Here is a 21635-nt window from a genome sequence, read left to right on the forward strand (position 1 = left end):
AGTTTTTAAACGACACATTTTTCCCCTTAAACAACATTTGGCAAATCCAAAACAATCAAAAAAAGCGATGAAGAGTAAACTCCTCACTGCCTTTTTCAGAAATTATGGCATTAATTACAAATCAGCGATCATTGATTACTAATGACTACGGAATTTGTCCGCTTATCCCAAAGGATTTTCTCCTTGATCCCCGTCAGAACCTCCGCCGGAATTACCACCATCATCGGTATCATCCTTGCCATCCGTAACCGTACCGGTCCATTTCTCGAACTCCACACCTTGAATCAGGGCACGTGTAGTACCGATAGCCGCCGGGCGGGTATATTCAGGAGTAAACTGGCAACGCAAAGCAGTCACCTGATTGGGATTCACATCTTCAGCCTTCGCTACCCCCTTCCCGCGTGTACGCACTTTCATCGTAAATGTACCCAAACCATCCAGCCGCACCGTACGGCTATTCAGCAACTGACTGCGCATCACCGTCATCAGGTTTCTGATCACATTGTGTACATCACCCGGCGTCAACGAAGACTTCTCGGCAATTACCTCAGCCAACTGTTGAGCATCCACAGCTCTTCCTACTTTCTTCAAACTTAAATGCCACAACTTGGCACCCTCTTTCGTCGCCAAAGACGACTGTCTTGCATAATAGAATAAAGGCATATTTTCTTTCTCCTTTTACATTTAAATTCAACATCGTTTTAATTCTCATTGTGTTGATCAACGATGCAAAGGTGGATATATATACGTCCATAAACAAAGAAAACAGCCCTACTGGAGCTGTTTTCTGAAATAAGTTTATAAAGTATTGATTTCTAAAACAAATCAGCTAATTCTTACAGCATACCTTTATTTGCTCCACAATATATCTCACATCCTGCTCCGTCACATACGGACCACTTGGCAAGCAAAGCCCTCTCCTGAACAGCCCCTCACTCACACCATTCACATAAGCAGGATTAGCAGCATAAACCGGCTGTAGATGCATAGGCTTCCACAAGGGACGACTTTCTATACCAGCCTTGTCCAAACAAACACGCATAGCCTCCACATTACAGTTAGGCTCACAAGCAGTATGAACACTCTTCGCCTCATGCGTCACACCCGCCGCGCCACCAACGGCTCCCTTCACTGTTTCACCATAAGCATCCTCCTCGCCCTTTACATGCAAATTCTCATCCAGAAGCACTGTGTTCAGCCAGTAATTACTGTTATAGAGGGTAGAAGGATTCTCATGCAATGTAACTCCCTCCACATCTGCAAGCAAGTCGCGATACAGACCGCATACATACTTGTGATGCTCTATATGTTCGTTCGCCACCGTCATCTGACCGCGACCAATGCCGGCGCAAATGTTACTCATCCTATAGTTATAGCCTATCTGCTCATGCTGATAGTAAGGATAAGACTCACGCGCCTGAGTGGCATAGAACATAATCTCACGCTTCGCCTCCTCGTCAGCACAAATCAAGGCACCGCCGCCACTGGTAGTTATCATCTTATTGCCGTTGAAACTCAGGACACCGTACTTACCGAACGTCCCACACATACGTCCGTTATACTTACTGCCAAAGCCTTCGGCAGCATCTTCTATTACCGGAATGTCATACTTGGTAGCTATCGCCATTATCTCACTAATCTTAGCAGGCATGCCATACAGATAAACCGGAACAATCGCTTTGGGCTTCCGACCTGTCTTGAGAATACGGTCCTCGATAGCTTTCTCCAAAAGAATCGGATCCATGTTCCACGTATCAGCCTCGGAGTCCACAAATACCGGAGTAGCCCCGAGATAAGTCACCGGATGGGAAGAGGCACAGAAGGTAAAGCTTTGTACTATCACTTCGTCACCCTGCCCCACTCCACAAGCTAACAAAGCCAGATGTACCGCTGCCGTACCGGCACTCAAAGCCACTACCTTCTTGTCCTGACCGATGAAGCGTTCCAAATCCTGCTCAAAGGCATTCACATTCGGACCGAGCGGAACTACCCAGTTCGTATCAAAAGCTTCCTGTATGAAGCCCATCTCTTTGCCGCTCATGTGAGCGAGGCAAAGATATACTCTCTTATCCATAAGATATATGTGATTTACAAAAATACAAATTCCTCTACCAAGCGACTACTTCCGCCAAACATAATGAGGAATAAATAACCATCTAATCAGACTCCAAAATCTACAATGAAAAGACACTTGAACAAGTTAAGAAAAGTGAAGAACTGTACCGCCCCAGGAATAACCCACACCAAAACCAGCTATCAGAACTTTCATATCCCCGCCAATTCTTTTTTCAGTCATCGCTTCACACAAAGCTATAGGTATTGTATTGGAAACTGTATTTCCGTACTCCGACAGACAATAATAAAAGCGTTCCGGTACAATCTTTATTTTCTTGCGTAGAAAATCCAGCATATACTTATTCGCCTGATGAAAAACAAACAAATCTACTTTTTCCTTCTGGATTCCATTACAAAGCAGTGTATCTTCTACCAAAGGAGGAACATTATCTAATGTAAACGTAAAGATTTCACTCCCGTTCATATAAAGAAAGTCCGAAGAATGAGGATTACCATTTTCATCAAATGACAAGTCGTTACACTTTTCAGCGCAACGCATCCCTCCCGACCTTATGATCAAGTTCTCCGCTCCGCTTCCATCCGTTCCCAAACTGAAATTTCCAATGCTCGCAAATCCTGACATACTAATTACAGTCGCCGAAGCGGCATCACCAAAAATCGTGCGGTTCCCCTTATCTCTGGGATGAAGATGCTTATTGTAAGTTTCCCCTGTCAACAATAACACTTTCCCTGCAATTCTCCCACAAATTAGCCCTTTAGCCAAAGAAAGGCCATAGACATAGCCTGAACATCCCAAATTAAAATCGAGCGCACCAATATTCTTCCGCAATCTTAGATGTTCTTGTATAATACACGCTGAAGAAGGCAATAGATAATCTGGACTTTGCGTACAAAACAATAGATAATCTATCTCATTCCTATCGACTTTTCCTTGAGCAAACAGACGTTCGGCCGCTTCTATAGCCAAATCCACAGCTGTTTCATCTGCTACCGCTACATGACGTTTATTTACTCCAACCTTGGAGGCTATCTTTTCAACACTCCATTCCGGAAATTCACGGATAATATCCTCATTCGTAACTATCCTCTCTGGCAAACAATAGCTAATCGCTTCGATATAAGCATTCATATATTACAATGTTAAAATTCCTTCGCCCCCTCCTGTCAAATCAATGGCATTCCCAGTCATCCAGCAAGAAGCATCAGAAAGAAGATAAATCGTCAAATAAGCCACATCTTCTGGTTTGCCATAACGTTTCAAAGGATATTTCATTTGAAGTTCATGATAATCAGCTCCCATTGCCAAGGCATCCTTTTCTACCAAATCCGTCCATACCATGGCAGGACAGATCGAGTTGACCCGTATTTTTTGAGGAGCAACCTCAAGTGCGAGAACCTTCGCATACCCCAGAATCGCTCCTTTAGATGCTGCATAGATGCTATTTCCAACAGACGGTGCAAAAGGAGCACGGGAAGCTATAAAGACAATGGAGGCTTCCCTATTTACTTTTTTCTTCTTCAATAAATAGCGCTGTAATAATACAGGCCCATAGAAATTAGGTTTAAAAGAGAAGTTTATATCATGAACCTTCACAGCCTTGCAAATCACTCTATTACCAACACCGGCATTATGAACAATTCCATCCAATACCGGTAACTCATCCACAAGCTTCACGATATCAGACTCATTCAATAAATCCGCAGGCAACACCATGTGATTTCCACGCCCCATCAAATCCAAGGTTACGTTCAGCCGCTCCATATTACGGCCAGTCAAGACAACACTTGCCCCCATACGGGAACACTCCACGGCAATAGAACGTCCTATTCCAGAAGACGCCCCTGTCACTAATACCGTTTTCCCATTCAAAGAAAAAGGATTATACATCACTACTATAATTCAACAACTCCAATACAAATTATGATATCTACCTGATGAAAAAATCATAAAAGATTAGCTTCTACGTTTAACTAGATTGAACAAATCCTCTATGGTTTCCGATGAACGAATATCATCTCCTTTAATACGGATAGCATATTCTTCATCCACCATGGCTATGACAGACAGAGCCATCAAGGAAGACCACTCATCTAATTCCTTAAATTTTGTATCAGAATGAAAATCTGAAACTTCGGTATCTTCAAACTGTTCCGCAAAATGTTCAACAAATTCTTTTAATTCCATAATCATATCTACTTTTAATATTTCACAATTGATGCAGGATTGCCCACATATGTATTTCCATCTTTTGTTTTTCTAAGAATTGTACTATTGGCTCCTACCACGGTATCATTACCAATCTTTATCTGTTGTAACACCACAGAAGATACTCCAAAGAAATTACGGCTTCCGATATTTACTTCACCAGAGATTCGAACTGCAGGCATGAAAGAGTTGAAATTATTGATGGTAGCATCATGACCAACCGTTATAAACCCATTGAACGTATTAAAATTACCGACTTTCACATTACAAGAAAATAGGCATCCTGAACAAACTAGATTCCCTTGTCCAAAAGAGATATTATACTTGTCCAAAAAAAGAGTATCAGGAGAAAATAAAGTTGGAAAATCAATCAACGGATTCGTAACTTTACTCACCACCTTCTCTACCACTTTCGGAGAACCGATAGCTATCACAATGGAAAGAGGAGAGGAAAAAGAATTCAAATGTTCAATTCCCCCCAATACTTTACCATATTCAGTGGCATAGCCCGGTTCCTTACCATCATCAAAAAAACCTATCAAGTTCCATTCCGGTGCCACCGCATTAATTCTACTCAACAGACAAGCGACTTCACGTCCAAACCCTCCAGCTCCATAAATTGCAATATCTTTCATTCTATCATTCAATTATTTCCTGTAAAAGCCTCCATAGTAGCCGAAGTTTCCGAACTGATGCCCTCACGCACAAAGACTTTCTTTATTGTCATAAAAACGATTTTCAAATCAAGCAGAAAAGAACAATGGTCCACATACCATACATCCAGCTCAAACTTCCGCGTCCAACTGATAGCATTGCGCCCGTTCACCTGCGCCCAGCCCGTAATACCTGGACGTACTTCATGGCGGCGAGCCTGCACCTCATTGTATAATGGCAAGTATTGGGGCAGCAACGGTCTTGGTCCTATCAAGGCCATATCCCCTTTCAATACATTTATCAGTTGTGGAAGTTCATCTATCGAAGTAGAACGTACAAGACACCCGACTTTAGTCAAACGTGCAGCATCGGGCAACAAATTACCGTCTGCATCCCGTTCATCCGTCATCGTCTTGAACTTTATCACTCGGAAAAATTTTCCATTCTTTCCAGGTCGCTCCTGAGTAAAGAATGCTCCTGCTCCCTTATTGGCTAAATGCAACCATATAGTAATAAGCAATAAAATAGGCCAAATAATAACCAATACAATAAAAACAAGAATGAAATCAGCCACTCTTTTCAAGCCATGTCTATACATACTTTCAAAAATGCTTCATTACCGCCTTATAACTCTTATCCACCGTATAGTTTTCACACAAGAACCTATAACCCTTTTCCCCCATCTCCTTTATTTGCCTTTCATCTTCTACCATAAACTCCACCATTTCCATAAAAGTATCAATATTTCCATTCTCTGTCCACAGACCGAAACCATTATCTTCAGCTATCTGTCCAACATCAGTATTTACATCCGTAGCCATCAATACCGGCATTTTGTATTCCAGATATGAAAGCAGGCGCGATGGGAAATTGGGTATGGTAAACCGTCTGTCTAGGAAGATCAAGCCTACATCACACAGACTTACCAATTCATCATATTTTGCCTTTGGCAATGCAGCAAGAAGACAAGCATTTTGAGGCAGGTGTGTATCAAACCATATCTTCATCTTGCCATATTCTGTACCTCCACCCACTATTATAAAATATGAGTCATTCCGCTTTTCATTCTCCTCAATCACTTTCAATAGGAAATCTATTCCTTGGGGTTTTCCCAAATTACCACCATAGATAAAGATTCTCTTGGATGCAGGAATATTCAGTTCTTTCAGGAGCTCACTCTGTTCCTTGTCCCTCTTCGACCTCTCTTGCAATTCCACACTATTCGGACAGATTTCCACCTTTGCTGCATCAACAGCAGGATTATGTTTCAACACATACTCACAGTTGGCCGGTGACATACAACCGATAAAATCTGATAATTCATAAAGCCTTTCTTCCTTACTCCTAAACATCCTATAGAGAACGCTCTGCTTGGAAAACATTTCCAAATCCACAGCATTCTGTGGAAAAATATCCTTCAACATCAGATAGGTTTTCGCATTCCAGCGTTTTTTTAAAGTCTGGATTACCTTATTGAAGGTGATGGGAGGAGTGGAATAAAGAATAAGGTCGAACTTCACACCCTGCCAGTATTTATTAATGGCATGCAGATACTGGCTTTCCAATAATAAGGTACCAATCCCCTTCTCCACAATATTTGTTTTCTGAATATTAAGTGTCTTTACTTTCAATATTCTCGCCCCACCGCTTTCCATGATTCCGGTAGGCAAATGAAACCTCCGTTCGTAAGGGGATACTATATACATGGCATGCCCGTTCCTCATAAACTCACGCATCAAGTCCGTATAGATGCCACGCACCTTCAAATCATTGATACGTGATATGGTTAAAAACAGTATGTTCATCCAAACAATCAGAATTTTCTCCAAACCATTTTATTCACCACCCCGGTATAGCTCTGTATTATCCTCACAACTTTAGCCGAGACGTTCTCATCCGTATAATTGGGCACCGGCAAACCATTGTCGCCATTCCTGTTCATCTTCACAGCAGTATCGACAGCCTGAAGCAATGACTTACCGTCAATACCAGCCAGAACAAAGCCCCCCTTGTCAAGAGCTTCAGGACGTTCCGTACTGGTACGGATGCATACCGCTGGAAAAGGATGCCCTACCGAAGTAAAGAAACTACTCTCTTCAGGCAATGTACCGCTGTCACTTACAACGGCATAAGCGTTCATTTGCAAACAGTTGTAATCGTGAAAGCCCAAAGGTTCATGACGGATAACCCGTCTATCCAGTTCAAAGCCGCTTGACTCCAAACGTTTCCAGCTACGGGGATGGCAACTGTAGAGTATAGGCATGTCATATCTCTCTGCCATCGTATTGATTGCATTGAAAAGCGATAGGAAGTTCTTCTCTGTGTCAATGTTCTCTTCACGGTGAGCAGAAAGCAGGATATATTTACCCTTCTGAAGATTCAAACGGCTATGGATATCACTGGCCTCAATCTCCGCCAAGTTCTCATGCAACACTTCAGCCATAGGTGAGCCGGTGACGTAGGTACGTTCCTTGGCCACACCCGAAGCGTTCAGGTATCGGCGGGCATGTTCCGAATAGCAAAGATTCACATCAGAAATTATATCCACTATCCTGCGGTTGGTTTCTTCCGGCAGGCATTCATCGAAACAGCGGTTACCCGCCTCCATGTGGAAAATAGGAATATGAAGCCGTTTGGCACCTATCACGCTCAGACAAGAATTGGTATCACCAAGCACCAACACTGCATCAGGATTTGTCTCCGCCATCAATTTATAGCTGGCATTGATAATATTTCCCATCGTGGCACCGAGATCATCACCTACGGCGTTCATATAAACATCAGGATCTTTCAGCTTCAAGTCACGAAAGAAAATCCCGTTCAGGTTATAATCATAATTCTGGCCTGTATGGGCAAGTATACAGTCAAAATACTTGCGACATTTATTAATCACGGCAGCCAGGCGAATAATCTCCGGACGGGTACCCACGATTATCAAAAGTTTCAATTTGCCGTTCTCCTGAAACTTTATATCAGAATAATCCAATCGAATCTCCATTTTCTATTTTTCTTCTTTTGTTCTTATGTCTTCAAACCTCTTCAAAATATGTATCCGGCCTATCCGGGTCAAAACACTCGTTACACCACATGAACGTCACCAGATCTTCCGTTTCAGAGAGATTGATGATATTATGCGTATATCCGGGAATCATTTCCACGACCTCCATCCTTTCGCCACTCACCTCAAAATTGATGATCTCTTCCGTGCCTATCTTCCGGAGCTGTATCAGACCATGGCCGCTTACCACTACAAACTTCTCATTCTTCGTATGATGCCAATGTTGGCCCTTTGTGACGCCCGGCTTGGAAACATTCACCGAGAACTGCCCACAGCCAACCGTACGGATAATTTCAGTAAAACTACCGCGCCCGTCCACATTCATCTTCAGGGGATAGGCAAACTTTTCCTGGGGCAGATAGGACAGATAGGTGGAATAAAGTTTCTTGGTAAAGGCATTACTCAAATCTGGTACGGACAAAGTAACGGGCATCTCCTTGAAAGACTGTATCAGTTCTACAATGCTGCCCAAAGTAACGGTATGCACTATCGGCACTTCACAGTAGTCCCCATTACGATGCTCATTTCCACTGAGGGCACCTATCAGCTCATCCACCACGTCATCAATGTATACAAGATTCATCATTACAGAAGGATCATTCACCGTAATGGGCAGATCATGGGCTATGTTATTGCAGAAAGTGGCTACCGCACTGTTATAGTTCGGACGGCACCATTTGCCGAAAACATTCGGAAAGCGGTACACCAATACCCTTGCACCCGTTTCCCTTGAGTACTCAAACAGTAACTGTTCACCCGCACGTTTCGACTCGCCGTAAGAATTGTCAAGCGCAGCCTGGGTAGACGAGGAAATCATCACCGGGCAGGTATTGCCGTACCTCCTCAACGTACCAAGCAGCAGGGAAGCAAAACCGAAGTTGCCTTCCATGAACTCCGACTGTTCCTTCGGTCTGTTCACACCCGCCAAGTTGAATACAAAATCAGCCTGGCGGCAATACTCCTCCAGTTCCGCAAGGGTACTGTCCGTATCATACTCAAATACTGTTAGTCCCTCACCTTGTACACGGTAATTCCGGGCCTTACCCGACCGGATATTATGTAGTTGGGACACAAGATTACGTCCGACAAACCCCTTGGCGCCGGTCACTAGAATATTCATTGAAGTTGATGTTTGGTGGTTATTCACTCTTGATTTCCGCAGACTTAGCCTTTTCCTCCAGTCCAAGGTCTTCACGGATAAAACGAAGTTTCAGAAGAAGCTTTTTCATACCTTCTACATCCAGACGGGCAGTGTTATGACTGTGGTAGTCTTCTATTTTAGCGACATCCTCATTACCCTCCGTAAAGAACTTATCATAATTCAGATCGCGGGTATCACAAGGGATACGGTAATATTCACCCATATCAATGGCTTTAGCCATTTCTTCACGAGTCACCAGTGTCTCGTACAGTTTCTCACCATGGCGGGTACCGATAGTCTTTACTTCCGTCTCACCATATTCTTGGTTTATCTGTGCGTAAGTTTCTTTTAGAGCTTGAGCCAATACATCCAGCGTGGCGGCAGGAGCTTTCTGCACGAACAAGTCCCCGTTATGACCGTGCTCAAATGCATAAATTACCAAATCTACGGCATCATCCAAGGTCATCATGAAACGGGTCATATTGGGATCCGTTATCGTAACGGGCTTGCCATTCTTTATCTGCTCTACCCACAAAGGAATTACAGAGCCACGGCTTGCCATCACATTACCGTAACGAGTACAACAAATAGTTGTACCAGCTCCATCCCCCAAAGCACGCCCTTTGGCGATAGCGACCTTTTCCATCATAGCTTTACTGATTCCCATGGCATTAATAGGATATGCAGCCTTATCCGTAGAAAGAACAACTACATTTTTCACTCCATGAGCAATAGCCGACTCTAATACATTATCCGTACCAATGACATTCGTTTGTACCGCTTGAAGTGGAAAGAATTCACAACTGGGGACTTGTTTCAAAGCAGCAGCAGAAAAAACATAATCCACTCCCATCATTGCACCATCCACAGACTGGCGGTCGCGGACATTACCAATATAAAACTTCACTTTCGGATTTTGCAGATGATGACGCATGTCATCCTGCTTCTTCTCATCACGGCTGAATATGCGGATTTCCTTGATGTCACTGTCAAGGAATCTACGAAGTACAGCATTACCGAACGATCCCGTTCCACCTGTTATCAGCAAGACTTTGTCTTTAAATATAGACATAAGATTCAATTTTAGTTCAATTTTAAAATGTTACAACTGTTTTATCTGTATAAAAATCTTTTTAAATCAAACACTTTAGCATAATATCTGGCGCCCGCTTGGGTCAAATGCCTGCAATCCTGGCTAATATACATCCCATTGTCTGTAAAAGCGGGTAGTGTCCCCCTATCATCCATTAGCGGCGCTATGAAATCCACGTAGTTTTCACCCCAATAGTTCAACTCCTCTTCATAATCCTTGCTGTAATTTTCAGACATACGGACCCTTGTTTGATGATAATCAGCTTTGAAGCGTTTACTATAAACATTTCCGTTAGTTTCGCCATACTCTTTTGTACCGATACCCCAGATTTTGGATTTCGCACATTTCCTTATCTCTCTCAGCAACGAACCACTAGCTCCTCTCATCCATGCAGCTCGCACAAACACGACATCCGCTTCTTCCACTCTCTTCCGCTGTTCTTCGGTCAATTCTAATCGATGCGGAAACATATATCGCAAATCAATGGAATCTTTATAAACAGACTCCATTAGCACATTGACGAAGTCACGTCCATAGCTGTCGCCCATCACCATTACCTTCAGTTTCCCATTATGTTCAAAGTCTTTTTCCAATTTATAGATACGGTCGCAATACTCGGCGTGCATGCCCCTATGGATATCTGTTGCTGAAACATTCAGTTCCGGGATATCCCGAAGCACACCCGCTTTTATGTATAACATCATACCACCCGCTGTAGTCAATACACAAGCCGCAGCAGTAACACCAAGCAGGCTGAATGTGCTATGTTTCGCCCAATTGCCAAGCGGCTTTTCAAGCCAAGTATACGAAAGAAAACTTATAAAAGCGATGAGAACAAACAGTATAGCATAGTCCACCCATCCCAACTGCGCGTGAAAAGAATACTTATAAAAAGCAAAAAGTACTTGATGCCAAACATAAATGCTGAAACTTGCTTCACCCAAGTAGGCCAGGACTTTTAAGCCCGGCAATGCATAATTCACTGATACAGAAACATAGCACACTCCACCGGATAGTAAGCTGACAATCAAAATTTTCTCAGCATTATTCATATAGTCATTCAGTAGAATGACAAAAAGTATACAAAGAATAAAAACCGTCTTACACACAGTAGATAGCGAAAAAAACGCATCTTTAGACTGCGCACAGAGACGGAAAGCCACCAGTCCACCTATACCCATTTCGAAAATACGAAAAGGTAGATAGTAGAACTTCTGTGCAGTAGAGAAAAAAGGAGAAAAATAAAGCGCAAGCGATACGATTACGAGAACCGCAAGCAGCAATTCCACGTTACTTAAAAAGTTGCGTTTGCAGTATTTCCGCACCCCCATAAAGAGCAGTGGATATACAACATACCATTGCACTACAATGCCCAAATACCAGAAGTGCATCAATGGCTTGTGTGCGTTCACCACATCCCAATAGTTACCTGTAGTGATACAAGCTAGCACATTGTTCAAGAAAAAGTTTGATGCCACTACCGACTGCCCCAGATTCTCCAAGTCATCAGGCAACATAGTAAAACATCCAGCAGCCAGCGACACCCCTCCGACCAAGACCACCAGTGGCCAAAGCCGTACCAACCTTTTGGCAACAAAAGAAAAATATCCAAAGCTCCCCTTCTCATAGGCCGAGATAACTCCCTTCGTGATAAAATATCCATTAATCACTAAAAAAATATCCACACCCAAATACCCATTAGGCATCAATCCAAGGTGAAAAAGCACCACGGTCAAGATAGCAATACCCTTTAAGGCATCCAACTCAATATTTCTATTCATCGCGTTATTATTGTAATTGACATTCAAACAGATTCCGTTTCCACTGATGCTAGAAGCACTTTACAGCGATGTCGTAAGAATCAGACAAGCAATGATAGTACTCTTTAAAATTCTAAATGATATTATTATTGAAGAGTATTATAATTTAATGTAAACCTTTTCACCATTCAATTTAACTATATATGCAGGATTGCCTATAACAGTTGAATTATCAGGAACGTCCTTCAAAACAACCGCATTCGCACCAATCTTCACATTGCTCCCAATTGAAATGTGTCCCAAAATACATGCTCCACATCCTATAAATACATTATTCCCAATAACAGGGAGCTTTTCTCCTAAACGTCCTGAACGTCTTCCTATCGTAACAGAATGCATTGCCGTAAAATTTTCACCTATAGAACTAGCATTCAAAAAAGTATTATAAGGATGTTCCAATTCGACTCCCCCCATTAGTATCTTTTCACATGGTATATATAAGGGAAATGATCCGCATATTAGTTTTAAAGGATAACTAACAAATCCTAACCTATGATATAATATACTCTTTAAATAAGGGCGATAATATAAGGCACTCCAAAAACCCATATGCGAACGCTCTAAGTCTTTCTTAAACAAAAAAGAATATTCATCCCTCAGTACATAAACTTTTATGCAAAGTAAAAGCCATAACGGGAAAATCCTAATTCCATTGAGCGCAACAGCTATTGGAGCTATAATATTTTTCATATAATTATTAATTAACTAGTTTTTTATCAAGATTAAGAACCGATAAATAAGCTGAAGTAAATAATAAAATCAGTAGATATTTTTGATCTATAATTGCAATATTCATAGTAAATCCAGTGAACATGGGGATTAAAGGAATTAATCTACTCCAACTAATATTTCTTTTTCTCCAAAATAATATATACATGAAATAAATATATACTGGAAGACCATACATAAATATAATATACATATGCCCTATTTCATATACAAAACCTTCAATGCCACAACCAACTAATAAGAATATTGGATTTAAATATTTCAGGGAGTTAAAAAAATCCCTGCCCCTACCACCACTTGAATCAGATCTATCATCATAATAATCTACTCTTGATGTAAAATCATTTATTATATCCGAATTAAAAAAATCAGAAATGATTGGAAAAAAATAGATTATCAGAAGAGCTATAACTATTATTGAAAAAATAGTACTATAGAACTTTGTTTTTTTTATAATAAAACTTTTTTTCTTAAATAGAAACAAGAGGAATAATGAAACCGCCATTGAAGATACTCCTCCTATACTCTGTGTACACAAAAGCACAAAAACACCTAAAATAAACGCAAGTATTTTAAAAAAAAATTTGCCATGCTCTTTTGATAAAAAAGTTAATAGTAAAGTACCTACAGCATATGCAACATTATTGGGATCAGACCATAAAAAATTAAACCTATAATATATATATGAGTAATCATTTGCCAGTATACGTCTAGTATGATTATCAACAGGATTTATAACAATTTTGATATTTGCATAAGCTTCCCTATTAAAAAAATAAAATAAAGCATATATTGCTATATATATGATAGAATAGAAGTATACTTTATTGATTGAAACTTTGTATGTTTCAAAATAATATTTAAAGAAAAAGAAATACCAAAAAGATGTAATGAATTGAAGTAAACGTTTAGAAGTTGTAAAAAAATCAGTTTCATAAGATGCCTCTACAGGATATACTATCGAAATCACTGTGCTAATGGACATTAGAACAGTCACTAAAGGAAAATACTTATATTCCCTAAATACTTTCACTCGATATCCTCTCTTTAAAAACCAGTATATAATAAATGGCAATGATAAGCTTACCGAAAAAAATGGGAAAAGAGGTAGAAAGAAAATATCAACTATAAAAATATAAAAGCAAAATTTATCTAATTTATAATCGGCAGTCATAATGCGATTAATGAGTGATTGCTATCAGAACACATATACGTAAAAGCGGGATCTTTACACCTGTCTATTAATGTGTTGTATTAAATTTCACGAAACTAAAATACAATATTTTAAGCCATTTCTTTTTGTTTTAAGATTGTATAATCACTCTAGCAATCAAGTATTTTCACAACATGGAATCCTTCAGCATACTCCACCTTATTCTGTGCACCCCAAACGTGATTCATTTCTAATTTTGTTTGGAACAATCTGTCAAACCTATTATGTTCTTTTCCATAAGCCTCCAATGCTGATATTTTTTGCAGATAATAATCGGAAATATCTACGAAATATACCGGGTTATAAACTTGCTCACAGATATAATTATTACTTTGATACGCTAAAATATTATTACAATGCCTTGCTGCTGTGAGACATAAGCGAGATGCTTCTATATGATCTTGGTTCATATCATATCTGAAGTGCATGAAAACGGTATCAATATTTTTTTTAAATATTATTGATTCAATTCGTTGCATAACTTCTTTTGAATACTTCAGTTCATTACACTTCTCAGTTTGGAAATCTGTGATTTCATGAATTCCTAAAACTTCGCACGCTTTGGCACTACTGATTCTACTTGACTGATTATCAACCTTAATGCCCATCTGACGAAAATTAGTTTCATTATCTGTTAATGTTAATTTATAAACAGTCTTACCTTCAGCAGCTAGTTTAGCAGCCGTACCGCCAGCACCCAGTTCGGTATCATCATAATGAGCACCGATTATCAAAACATTTCTCAAATTCATACTAATTAGTATTTAATATATTAAACATTTCCTTCCTAAAACGCATATCGCATTGCTCCAATATCTCCAAAGGTTCTTTTATTGATTTATCCTCTCTAAAAGAGATTATTGCTTTAGCAATATCTTCAGGTCTATTACCATTATAAAACATAATTGCTTCAGCAATATCAGATGTCATAACAGATTCTGCTTCAGAGCATAGTACAGGCAAGCCTGCAACCAAGTAGGTAATTACTTTGGACGGAAATTGCGTATTTATAAAATCTTGGCTGGCATCAACAGGACAAATACCTAAATCTAAATGTTTTAAATAATTAGTATACGCATATCCTCTCCTTACCCCATCGTATGAAACTTTACATTCAATATTCTTATCGGCTATATAATCTTCAACCGTTTTAGTAACCACTTCAACCTCCTCATCTCCACCAAATCCTAAAATATGAATATGATAAGTTGAATCTAAATATTTAGCTGCTTCCAAAATATTCAAGCAACCTTTTTTCGGGTCTAAAATTCCTGTATATCCTATATGGTAAATTCCTTTTTCAAAATAAGATTTTTCTTCAGCCGCTTGATCAGAATAGTATTCATTAGAATTATCTTTATATGCTCCATGCACAACCAAGAAAGGTTTACTATTTGTATTAACAATTGGATTTAAAAGTTTAGTTGGATATATATAAGCAGACGCATTCTGTAATTTATTCTTTTCTTTTTGTGCCATCCTAGGCCTTCCCCAAATATCGCCATATATTTCCTCTACTTCCTCTATAATATATGCTTTCTTAACCTTTCTCAAAATGGGAAGCATCCACAAATTGCCTACTGAATGATAAATAATTATTCTTTCATTCCTCTTGACATTCCGAATTAAATATATCAATATTGAGAGATTCATAACCAACATATTGATTACTTTCAATAGAATTCTCCCTCTCCATGTTGTTGGGAATCTTCTTATCGTATTAACTCCAAACGCCGCACTATTCCCTTTATAGCATTTTTTGTTGAGCGTCTGACTCGTTGAAACAATTTCAACTGCATAACCTAAATCATTTAAAACAGATATAATATAATTTATCTTATTTGCAGAAGCTAAAACATTAAGTCTGTTTTGATGCTTATTCGATTCTAAATCATATGACACTATATATTTAATTCTCTCCATCTTACTTTAAACCTATAGACTTAAACATATTATTGTATTTCAATCTCAAATCGTCAACATTGAACTTAGTCTTGGAATAAGCAATGCAATTACTTCTAATCTTGGCATACTCTTCACTGTTCAATTCGAGAATTTTCAGAATGTGTTCTTTAAATGCGGAACAATTATCAAGAGAAATACAATTACCTGCCCCATATTCACTTATATCCAACCATGGAACCTGATCGCTTGTTAGAACATAGCAACCAACAGATAATGCTTCAGCAATAACATGACCATAATTTTCGCTAAAGGTAGGAAAAAGGAAAATATGATATTCGGCAAAAATGGAATGAATTTCTTTATGAGAAGCTACCCCCTTATACGTGACTTTAATATTTGCAGGTAGCTTATTAATTACATCCCCGCAATTTTTCCAATAGGCTTCATCTTCTATCGCACCGTAAATATCAAAAACAACATTACTCTTGATTTCAGAAAAAATATTTAATGCATACAAAAGGTTTTTCTTAGGAACAATTCTTGAGACAAAGATTACTCTAATCTCTCCTGGAATCTTCTTTAAACTCGAAAGAGGATACTTTGGTATGGAAGGTATATTTGAGATATCGAATATTTTATCAGAACTAGATGTCAGCCATTTTAATATTTCTCCAGTTTCTTCCTCGCAGGTTGACTGAAAATAAGCATTTTTCAATAATCCCATTTTCTTCAGAAACGTTAAATATAGAACTTTTTTGTATTTCTTCTTAAATGCACCACTACATAACTCACCTCTAGGAGCCAGAAGAACCTTTATCCCGTATTTCTTACTAAGTTGCAAACATGGCATGACGCATTTTTGAAACAAACCTTGAAGATATATTAAATCAGGCGAAAGTTTTTTTATAACATTTTCAAAAACCGATTTGTTATAATCTGCATCTCTAAGGTATAGAACTTTACAATTACCTTGGTTGTTCCATCCATCTGTTATATCTTGATACTTTTCTTTATCACCTAAATCATGATTAGTCGTAACAATATAAATCTGCTTATCGTTACCACTAATTAAAGAACAAAAATTATGAATACTAACAGGAGGTCCTCCATATTTTCTCCCAGGGAAAAAACCTGCCATAAAAATTAAAATCCTCATATTTGTAAACTCTTATTTTACCTCCCGTTTAAGAACCTAAAAGGAGTAGCCACACATGTGAGTAATATTAAATAGAGAATAGCTTCATACAACCTTTAATAAGGTTCTTTAAATCTCCTAAAACAATCTGAATAATCCTAGGAGTGTACGGCTCTAAATATAAACAAATTATAAGTCTTAGCTGAGCTTTATAAGCTAACATCCGCACTTTCCAAGAAACCTTATCATATTTGACAGGAGTATACCCTGATTTTTTTAAGTAATCACAATAGTAATGCTTCTTATAAGTATAGATATTATACCACGGCTTCAAATTCAAGCTAGCATAATGAAGCAACATGGGATTATGCAAGTATTCATCCACATCAAATGATTGGAAGTGAACATTTCCGGCAAGTAATAGACTATATGGAAGTCTATTCCATTTAGGAGGCAACAAGAACCACTTTTTCTTAAACACATAGTTCAAGACATCTTGATCATGCAAATGAACTTCTTTTCTATAGCGTTTTGCATACTCCAAAAGTTGTGTTTCACTATCATGTTCTCTCCAATATTTAAGATTTATCATCATAACACCAGAACAGAAAGTTCGTTCATCCGCCTCCATGCTTAACTGGAGTCTATGTTGCGATGTATAAGGGAAATCATCAATAGCAGCCGCCAAAGCATAGTCATCCAACTCTATTTGAAATACTTCAGAAATATCCTTCAAAATGATGACATCACAATCTAAATAAAGAATCTTATCAATAGTCTGAGGTAATAGACTACCTAACAAAAGCCTATAATAAGCAGCCTTTGATAAAGGCCGTTGTTTTCTAAACTGAACACCTTCCAATGGAGATTCATCAACAATATAATAATGACATTCATTCCCATACTTTTGGGTTATGCCCGAAATAAAGTTTCGGTTTTGGTCAGAAAGTGATTTCAGCACTACATGCAATGCGATAGTATGTTCCTTATTGTTCTCGTACAAAGAACAAAGCATTGCCATGCAATGCTGGATATAGTTATCATCGGTATTAATTACTACATCAAACTTCATTTCTTATCATTATTTTCTTTGTAAGCCGTCAATGATCAATCACTTACCTCATAATCATTTACGAGGGAAATACTGGGAAGGACTGGATTAACACCCCAAAAATGCATATTGAATAAATTATCTTTTGATTCGGCATCATTATCTTCTCCTTTTGTTGTTTTGCGTACTGCATTACTATTTTTCACAATAATTTTATATAACATTTTCTATCTCCCTATACATCTATACTCAACTCCGGCTTCCTTCATCTCCTCCACATCATAGATATTCCGTCCGTCAATCACCAATGCCTTCTTCATACTCTTCACAATCACGCCCCACGAAGGCAAACGGAACTGCTTCCACTCGGTAATCATCAACAAGGCATCAGCATTGAGCACGGCATCATACATGTCCGTGGCATAAGTTACCACATTACCAATGCGACGCTTACATTCGGCCATGGCCACGGGATCATACACTTTCACTATACATCCTGCATCCAAAAGTAGTCTAATGGTGACCAAAGCAGTAGCCTCGCGCATATCATCGGTCTCTGGCTTGAAGGCGAGTCCCCACAGAGCGATGGTTTTGCCCTTCAAATCGTTATTATAGTAAGCACTAAGCTTATGAAACAGTACACTCTTCTGGTGCTCATTCACCTCCTCAACCGATTTCAACACTTTCATCTGGTAGCCATTCTTCTCGGCAGTCTTAATGAGTGCCCTTACATCCTTAGGAAAACAACTGCCACCATATCCACAACCTGGATAGAGGAACTTCGAGCCGATGCGGCTGTCCGATCCGATGCCCTTGCGCACCATGCTCACATCGGCGCCCACTAGTTCGCAAAGGTTGGCAATGTCATTCATAAAACTAATGCGAGTGGCCAGCATGGAGTTGGCAGCGTACTTAATCATCTCAGCACTGGGAATATCGGTAAAAATGACACGAAAGTTATTCAGCAGGAATGGACGATAAAGCTTTGTCATCATCTCCTGAGCCTTCTCGCTCTCCACCCCTACCACCACACGGTCAGGACTCATGAAGTCCTTGATGGCAGCCCCCTCTTTCAGGAACTCAGGGTTGGAAGCTACATCAAAGGGCACTTCCTCCCCACGCTTCTGCAGTTCTTTCTCGATAACAGCTTTCACTTTTTCAGCGGTACCCACCGGAACCGTGGACTTCGTCACCAGCACCGTATACCTCTTTATGTTTTGCCCAAACTGACGAGCCACAGCAAGCACATATTGCAAATCTGCAGATCCATCCTCATCAGGTGGGGTGCCCACAGCACTGAATACAATATCCACATCATCAAGCACCGAGGTCAAATCTGTAGTAAAATTCAACCGACCTTCGTGACAATTACGTAGTACCATCTCATCCAGTCCAGGTTCATAGATAGGTACTTTCCCCGCTTTAAGCGCATTAATCTTTTCTTCGTTCACATCCACACAAGTCACGTGGACACCCATTTCGGCAAAACAAGTTCCTGACACCAAGCCTACATAACCGGTGCCGACAATTGCTATATTCATAACTATTTATTTCACTTTTGAATGTTTGACATAATTCATCCATTTTTTTGATTCATATCCCAAATACTCCATTATAGACTCAATTCAATTTAGGCGACAATAAGTACACATGAACCAATAGAAGAATTGAAAACAAATAAGAGTCTTTTAATGAATTCCTTATCCTCACCTAAATGCAAATAGTAATTGATTAAAAGTAATAGAGTCGTATATACAAACATTTGTCCTATCAAACCAAACAATTCTTTGCATAACACTCAATCCCCAATACCCACTAATCAATGTAAACAGTGCAACACCTATATGAAGCGGCAACCAAACAGCAGTATAAAATAAGACATTAGAGATTGTTGCAATATATTTCATAATATGGTATCACTGAGCAAAATACATACCAGTTCAAACGAACTACCACGTTGTGCTACAACTATTTAGATTTACAAACAAATGCTTTTACTTTATTTAATATCATCGTACGCTCTTTACCAGAAAGCCCAAAAGCAAAAACCGTTGAAATAAAAAAAACTATCGAAACAAGCGATGTGACTATTACTGTAAAAAAACTATCAGGGAAAAAACTGCGAATATAATAGCAAAGAATCCACGTTAATCCTCCAATGGCTATACAGCGAGAATATACAGAAAAAACATAATATGATATACTACAAGAAGGTATATATCTTTTTAATAAAAAAACACGAAAAAATATAGCAATCGTACTTGTTAATATTCCTGGATACAATGCATAATAAGGTGGATATCCATATAACAAACAAACATAAGCTATGGGTAATTCCAACAGCATAATAACACACACACCTATTTGAAACCACTTAATTTTTCCCGTTGCTTGCAAAGCAGTGGTTACAGTACCTGTAATTGTATAAAAAACAGATACAATCATCGATATTTTTAGAAATATGGATGTGTATTCCGGCACATTTTCTAACCACAAACCAAGTATACAATCCGCATTTATCAAAAACGGAATAGAAACCAAGGCTAAGAGATAAAAGGTATATCGTGCACCGGAGTATACCAAATTCAAACAATTTTCTATATTTCCACCCGCATACTGTTTGGTTATTTGTGGAGATAAAGCCATTGAAAAATTTGCTGAGAAAGTAGAAATCAATCCGCTTACTTGCATGGAAATTCCCCTTGCAGCATTAATGGAAGTACCATAAAATAGGTTAAGAATAATATTAGAACCTTGATCTTTAAATGAAAATCCCAAATTACCAAAAATGCTCCAGCCGGCAAAAGAAAGCATTCTTCTAAGTAACCCCCTATCCATCATAAAGCGATAGCTACATTCTTCAAAATGTCTTTTACAATAGAGACTATAAAGAATGCGAACTATAATGCTTACAGCGAAAACGCCAAAAGCATAAAATATCAATTTATCATAGGAAAATACTAATAATAAGAATACTACCGCTAATTTCAAACATGCTTCAACAATACCTATATAAGCAAAAGCTTTCATGTGTTCGTGAGCAACTATACACGAATTATAGGGAACACTCAGCACAGTTACCATAAAGGTTAATACAGAAAACTGATAAACCCAATTGGCAGCCATCATTCTATCCGCATCAATCACCAATTGTGTATTAACAAACCATAATCCGATAGTCTCGGCCAATATAAAGATGACAACTGCTATAATTACATGAATATTTACTGAAGTACAAAATACAATATTCAGTCTTTTCTTGTCTCCTCGCCCTAATTCATATGAAATAAACCTTTGTGAAGCAGCAACCATAGCAGAATTTAGGAAAGCAAACATGGAAACCATTCCCCCAACCACATTATACACGCCATAGTCAGATATTCCTAATGTCTTCAATATCACTCTACTGGCATATAAGCCAATAAGTATCATTAAAAACATGCGGACATAGAGCAATAAAGTATTTTTAGCGATACGATGTTTATCTAAATCTTGTTCTGTTGCCACTTCTATTAAATCGTCTTTTGCTCTTTATCCATTACCAAACAGCAAAT

General features: G+C 38.9%; 20 protein-coding genes. All 20 read right to left on the bottom strand.

The annotated features are described in order from the left end of the window. Positions 1-162: 162 nt before the first annotated feature. The 20 genes from AAE250_RS09390 to AAE250_RS09485 all read right to left on the bottom strand — a co-directional run bounded on the left by AAE250_RS09390 (position 163) and on the right by AAE250_RS09485 (position 21588). Positions 163-663: an HU family DNA-binding protein gene (locus AAE250_RS09390; protein ID WP_294601333.1), complete on the bottom strand. Its 501-nt coding sequence runs from the start codon at positions 661-663 to the stop codon at positions 163-165. 166 nt (positions 664-829) lie between these two features. Then, complete coding sequence (locus AAE250_RS09395) at positions 830-2074, bottom strand: DegT/DnrJ/EryC1/StrS family aminotransferase (protein ID WP_294601332.1); 1245 nt, start codon at positions 2072-2074, stop codon at positions 830-832. A gap of 126 nt (positions 2075-2200) precedes the next feature. Next, positions 2201-3205: a 3-oxoacyl-ACP synthase III family protein gene (locus AAE250_RS09400; protein ID WP_294601331.1), complete on the bottom strand. Its 1005-nt coding sequence runs from the start codon at positions 3203-3205 to the stop codon at positions 2201-2203. A 3-nt stretch (positions 3206-3208) separates the two neighbouring features. Beyond that, entirely contained in the window at positions 3209-3964 is a 756-nt protein-coding gene (locus AAE250_RS09405) for an SDR family NAD(P)-dependent oxidoreductase (protein WP_294601330.1), read from the bottom strand. Between the two features lie 66 nt (positions 3965-4030). Next, complete coding sequence (locus AAE250_RS09410; RefSeq protein WP_294601329.1) at positions 4031-4261, bottom strand: acyl carrier protein; 231 nt, start codon at positions 4259-4261, stop codon at positions 4031-4033. A 14-nt stretch (positions 4262-4275) separates the two neighbouring features. After that, positions 4276-4917 carry a PglD-related sugar-binding protein gene (locus AAE250_RS09415; RefSeq protein WP_294601328.1) on the bottom strand — a complete coding sequence of 214 codons (642 nt, stop codon included), beginning with the start codon at positions 4915-4917 and terminating at the stop codon, positions 4276-4278. Positions 4918-4925: 8 nt separating this feature from the next. Further along, on the bottom strand, positions 4926-5534 hold the full coding sequence (locus AAE250_RS09420) for a sugar transferase (protein WP_294601327.1): 609 nt from the start codon (positions 5532-5534) through the stop codon (positions 4926-4928). 4 nt (positions 5535-5538) lie between these two features. After that, on the bottom strand, positions 5539-6741 hold the full coding sequence (locus AAE250_RS09425; protein WP_342288888.1) for a glycosyltransferase family 4 protein: 1203 nt from the start codon (positions 6739-6741) through the stop codon (positions 5539-5541). Positions 6742-6749: 8 nt separating this feature from the next. Next, a complete protein-coding gene (gene wecB, locus AAE250_RS09430; protein ID WP_294601325.1) occupies positions 6750-7934 on the bottom strand; it encodes a non-hydrolyzing UDP-N-acetylglucosamine 2-epimerase in 1185 nt (394 codons plus the stop codon). 31 nt (positions 7935-7965) lie between these two features. Beyond that, positions 7966-9114, bottom strand: a complete 1149-nt coding sequence (locus tag AAE250_RS09435) for a capsular polysaccharide biosynthesis protein CapF (protein WP_294601324.1) — start codon at positions 9112-9114, stop codon at positions 7966-7968. A 19-nt stretch (positions 9115-9133) separates the two neighbouring features. Then, positions 9134-10207: a polysaccharide biosynthesis protein gene (locus AAE250_RS09440; protein ID WP_294601323.1), complete on the bottom strand. Its 1074-nt coding sequence runs from the start codon at positions 10205-10207 to the stop codon at positions 9134-9136. Between the two features lie 41 nt (positions 10208-10248). Continuing rightward, a complete protein-coding gene (locus tag AAE250_RS09445) occupies positions 10249-12009 on the bottom strand; it encodes an acyltransferase family protein (protein ID WP_294601322.1) in 1761 nt (586 codons plus the stop codon). Positions 12010-12147: 138 nt separating this feature from the next. Beyond that, a complete protein-coding gene (locus AAE250_RS09450) occupies positions 12148-12738 on the bottom strand; it encodes a serine acetyltransferase (protein ID WP_294601321.1) in 591 nt (196 codons plus the stop codon). A 7-nt stretch (positions 12739-12745) separates the two neighbouring features. Next, positions 12746-13951 carry a hypothetical protein gene (locus AAE250_RS09455; RefSeq protein WP_294601320.1) on the bottom strand — a complete coding sequence of 402 codons (1206 nt, stop codon included), beginning with the start codon at positions 13949-13951 and terminating at the stop codon, positions 12746-12748. A 149-nt stretch (positions 13952-14100) separates the two neighbouring features. Beyond that, positions 14101-14742 carry a PIG-L deacetylase family protein gene (locus AAE250_RS09460; protein ID WP_294601319.1) on the bottom strand — a complete coding sequence of 214 codons (642 nt, stop codon included), beginning with the start codon at positions 14740-14742 and terminating at the stop codon, positions 14101-14103. Position 14743: 1 nt separating this feature from the next. Continuing rightward, entirely contained in the window at positions 14744-15913 is a 1170-nt protein-coding gene (locus AAE250_RS09465; RefSeq protein ID WP_294601318.1) for a glycosyltransferase, read from the bottom strand. A 1-nt stretch (position 15914) separates the two neighbouring features. Next, positions 15915-17051, bottom strand: a complete 1137-nt coding sequence (locus tag AAE250_RS09470; RefSeq protein WP_294601317.1) for a glycosyltransferase — start codon at positions 17049-17051, stop codon at positions 15915-15917. Between the two features lie 67 nt (positions 17052-17118). After that, the gene (locus tag AAE250_RS09475; RefSeq protein ID WP_294601316.1) at positions 17119-18102 is read right to left on the bottom strand and encodes a glycosyltransferase family 8 protein; all 984 of its coding nucleotides are present in this window, start codon (positions 18100-18102) and stop codon (positions 17119-17121) included. Positions 18103-18308: 206 nt separating this feature from the next. Continuing rightward, a complete protein-coding gene (locus AAE250_RS09480; RefSeq protein ID WP_294601315.1) occupies positions 18309-19622 on the bottom strand; it encodes a UDP-glucose dehydrogenase family protein in 1314 nt (437 codons plus the stop codon). Positions 19623-20049: 427 nt separating this feature from the next. Continuing rightward, a complete protein-coding gene (locus AAE250_RS09485) occupies positions 20050-21588 on the bottom strand; it encodes a lipopolysaccharide biosynthesis protein (protein ID WP_294601314.1) in 1539 nt (512 codons plus the stop codon). Between the last annotated feature and the right edge of the window lie 47 nt (positions 21589-21635).

The sequence above is a fragment of the Bacteroides sp. GD17 genome (genome assembly GCF_038448625.1).
Taxonomy (GTDB): Bacteria; Bacteroidota; Bacteroidia; order Bacteroidales; family Bacteroidaceae; genus Bacteroides.

What these genes read in the sequence shown, in the direction of transcription:
- AAE250_RS09460 (WP_294601319.1), bottom strand. Translation starts at nt 14,742, where the DNA reads ATGAATTTGAGAAATGTTTTGATAATCGGTGCTCATTATGATGATACC.
- AAE250_RS09465 (WP_294601318.1), bottom strand. Translation starts at nt 15,913, where the DNA reads ATGGAGAGAATTAAATATATAGTGTCATATGATTTAGAATCGAATAAG.
- AAE250_RS09420 (WP_294601327.1), bottom strand. Translation starts at nt 5,534, where the DNA reads ATGTATAGACATGGCTTGAAAAGAGTGGCTGATTTCATTCTTGTTTTT.
- AAE250_RS09470 (WP_294601317.1), bottom strand. Translation starts at nt 17,051, where the DNA reads ATGAGGATTTTAATTTTTATGGCAGGTTTTTTCCCTGGGAGAAAATAT.
- AAE250_RS09425 (WP_342288888.1), bottom strand. Translation starts at nt 6,741, where the DNA reads ATGAACATACTGTTTTTAACCATATCACGTATCAATGATTTGAAGGTG.
- AAE250_RS09415 (WP_294601328.1), bottom strand. Translation starts at nt 4,917, where the DNA reads ATGAAAGATATTGCAATTTATGGAGCTGGAGGGTTTGGACGTGAAGTC.
- AAE250_RS09455 (WP_294601320.1), bottom strand. Translation starts at nt 13,951, where the DNA reads ATGACTGCCGATTATAAATTAGATAAATTTTGCTTTTATATTTTTATA.
- AAE250_RS09435 (WP_294601324.1), bottom strand. Translation starts at nt 9,114, where the DNA reads ATGAATATTCTAGTGACCGGCGCCAAGGGGTTTGTCGGACGTAATCTT.
- AAE250_RS09400 (WP_294601331.1), bottom strand. Translation starts at nt 3,205, where the DNA reads ATGAATGCTTATATCGAAGCGATTAGCTATTGTTTGCCAGAGAGGATA.
- AAE250_RS09390 (WP_294601333.1), bottom strand. Translation starts at nt 663, where the DNA reads ATGCCTTTATTCTATTATGCAAGACAGTCGTCTTTGGCGACGAAAGAG.
- AAE250_RS09445 (WP_294601322.1), bottom strand. Translation starts at nt 12,009, where the DNA reads ATGAATAGAAATATTGAGTTGGATGCCTTAAAGGGTATTGCTATCTTG.
- AAE250_RS09480 (WP_294601315.1), bottom strand. Translation starts at nt 19,622, where the DNA reads ATGAATATAGCAATTGTCGGCACCGGTTATGTAGGCTTGGTGTCAGGA.
- AAE250_RS09475 (WP_294601316.1), bottom strand. Translation starts at nt 18,102, where the DNA reads ATGAAGTTTGATGTAGTAATTAATACCGATGATAACTATATCCAGCAT.
- wecB (WP_294601325.1), bottom strand. Translation starts at nt 7,934, where the DNA reads ATGGAGATTCGATTGGATTATTCTGATATAAAGTTTCAGGAGAACGGC.
- AAE250_RS09450 (WP_294601321.1), bottom strand. Translation starts at nt 12,738, where the DNA reads ATGAAAAATATTATAGCTCCAATAGCTGTTGCGCTCAATGGAATTAGG.
- AAE250_RS09405 (WP_294601330.1), bottom strand. Translation starts at nt 3,964, where the DNA reads ATGTATAATCCTTTTTCTTTGAATGGGAAAACGGTATTAGTGACAGGG.
- AAE250_RS09395 (WP_294601332.1), bottom strand. Translation starts at nt 2,074, where the DNA reads ATGGATAAGAGAGTATATCTTTGCCTCGCTCACATGAGCGGCAAAGAG.
- AAE250_RS09440 (WP_294601323.1), bottom strand. Translation starts at nt 10,207, where the DNA reads ATGTCTATATTTAAAGACAAAGTCTTGCTGATAACAGGTGGAACGGGA.
- AAE250_RS09410 (WP_294601329.1), bottom strand. Translation starts at nt 4,261, where the DNA reads ATGGAATTAAAAGAATTTGTTGAACATTTTGCGGAACAGTTTGAAGAT.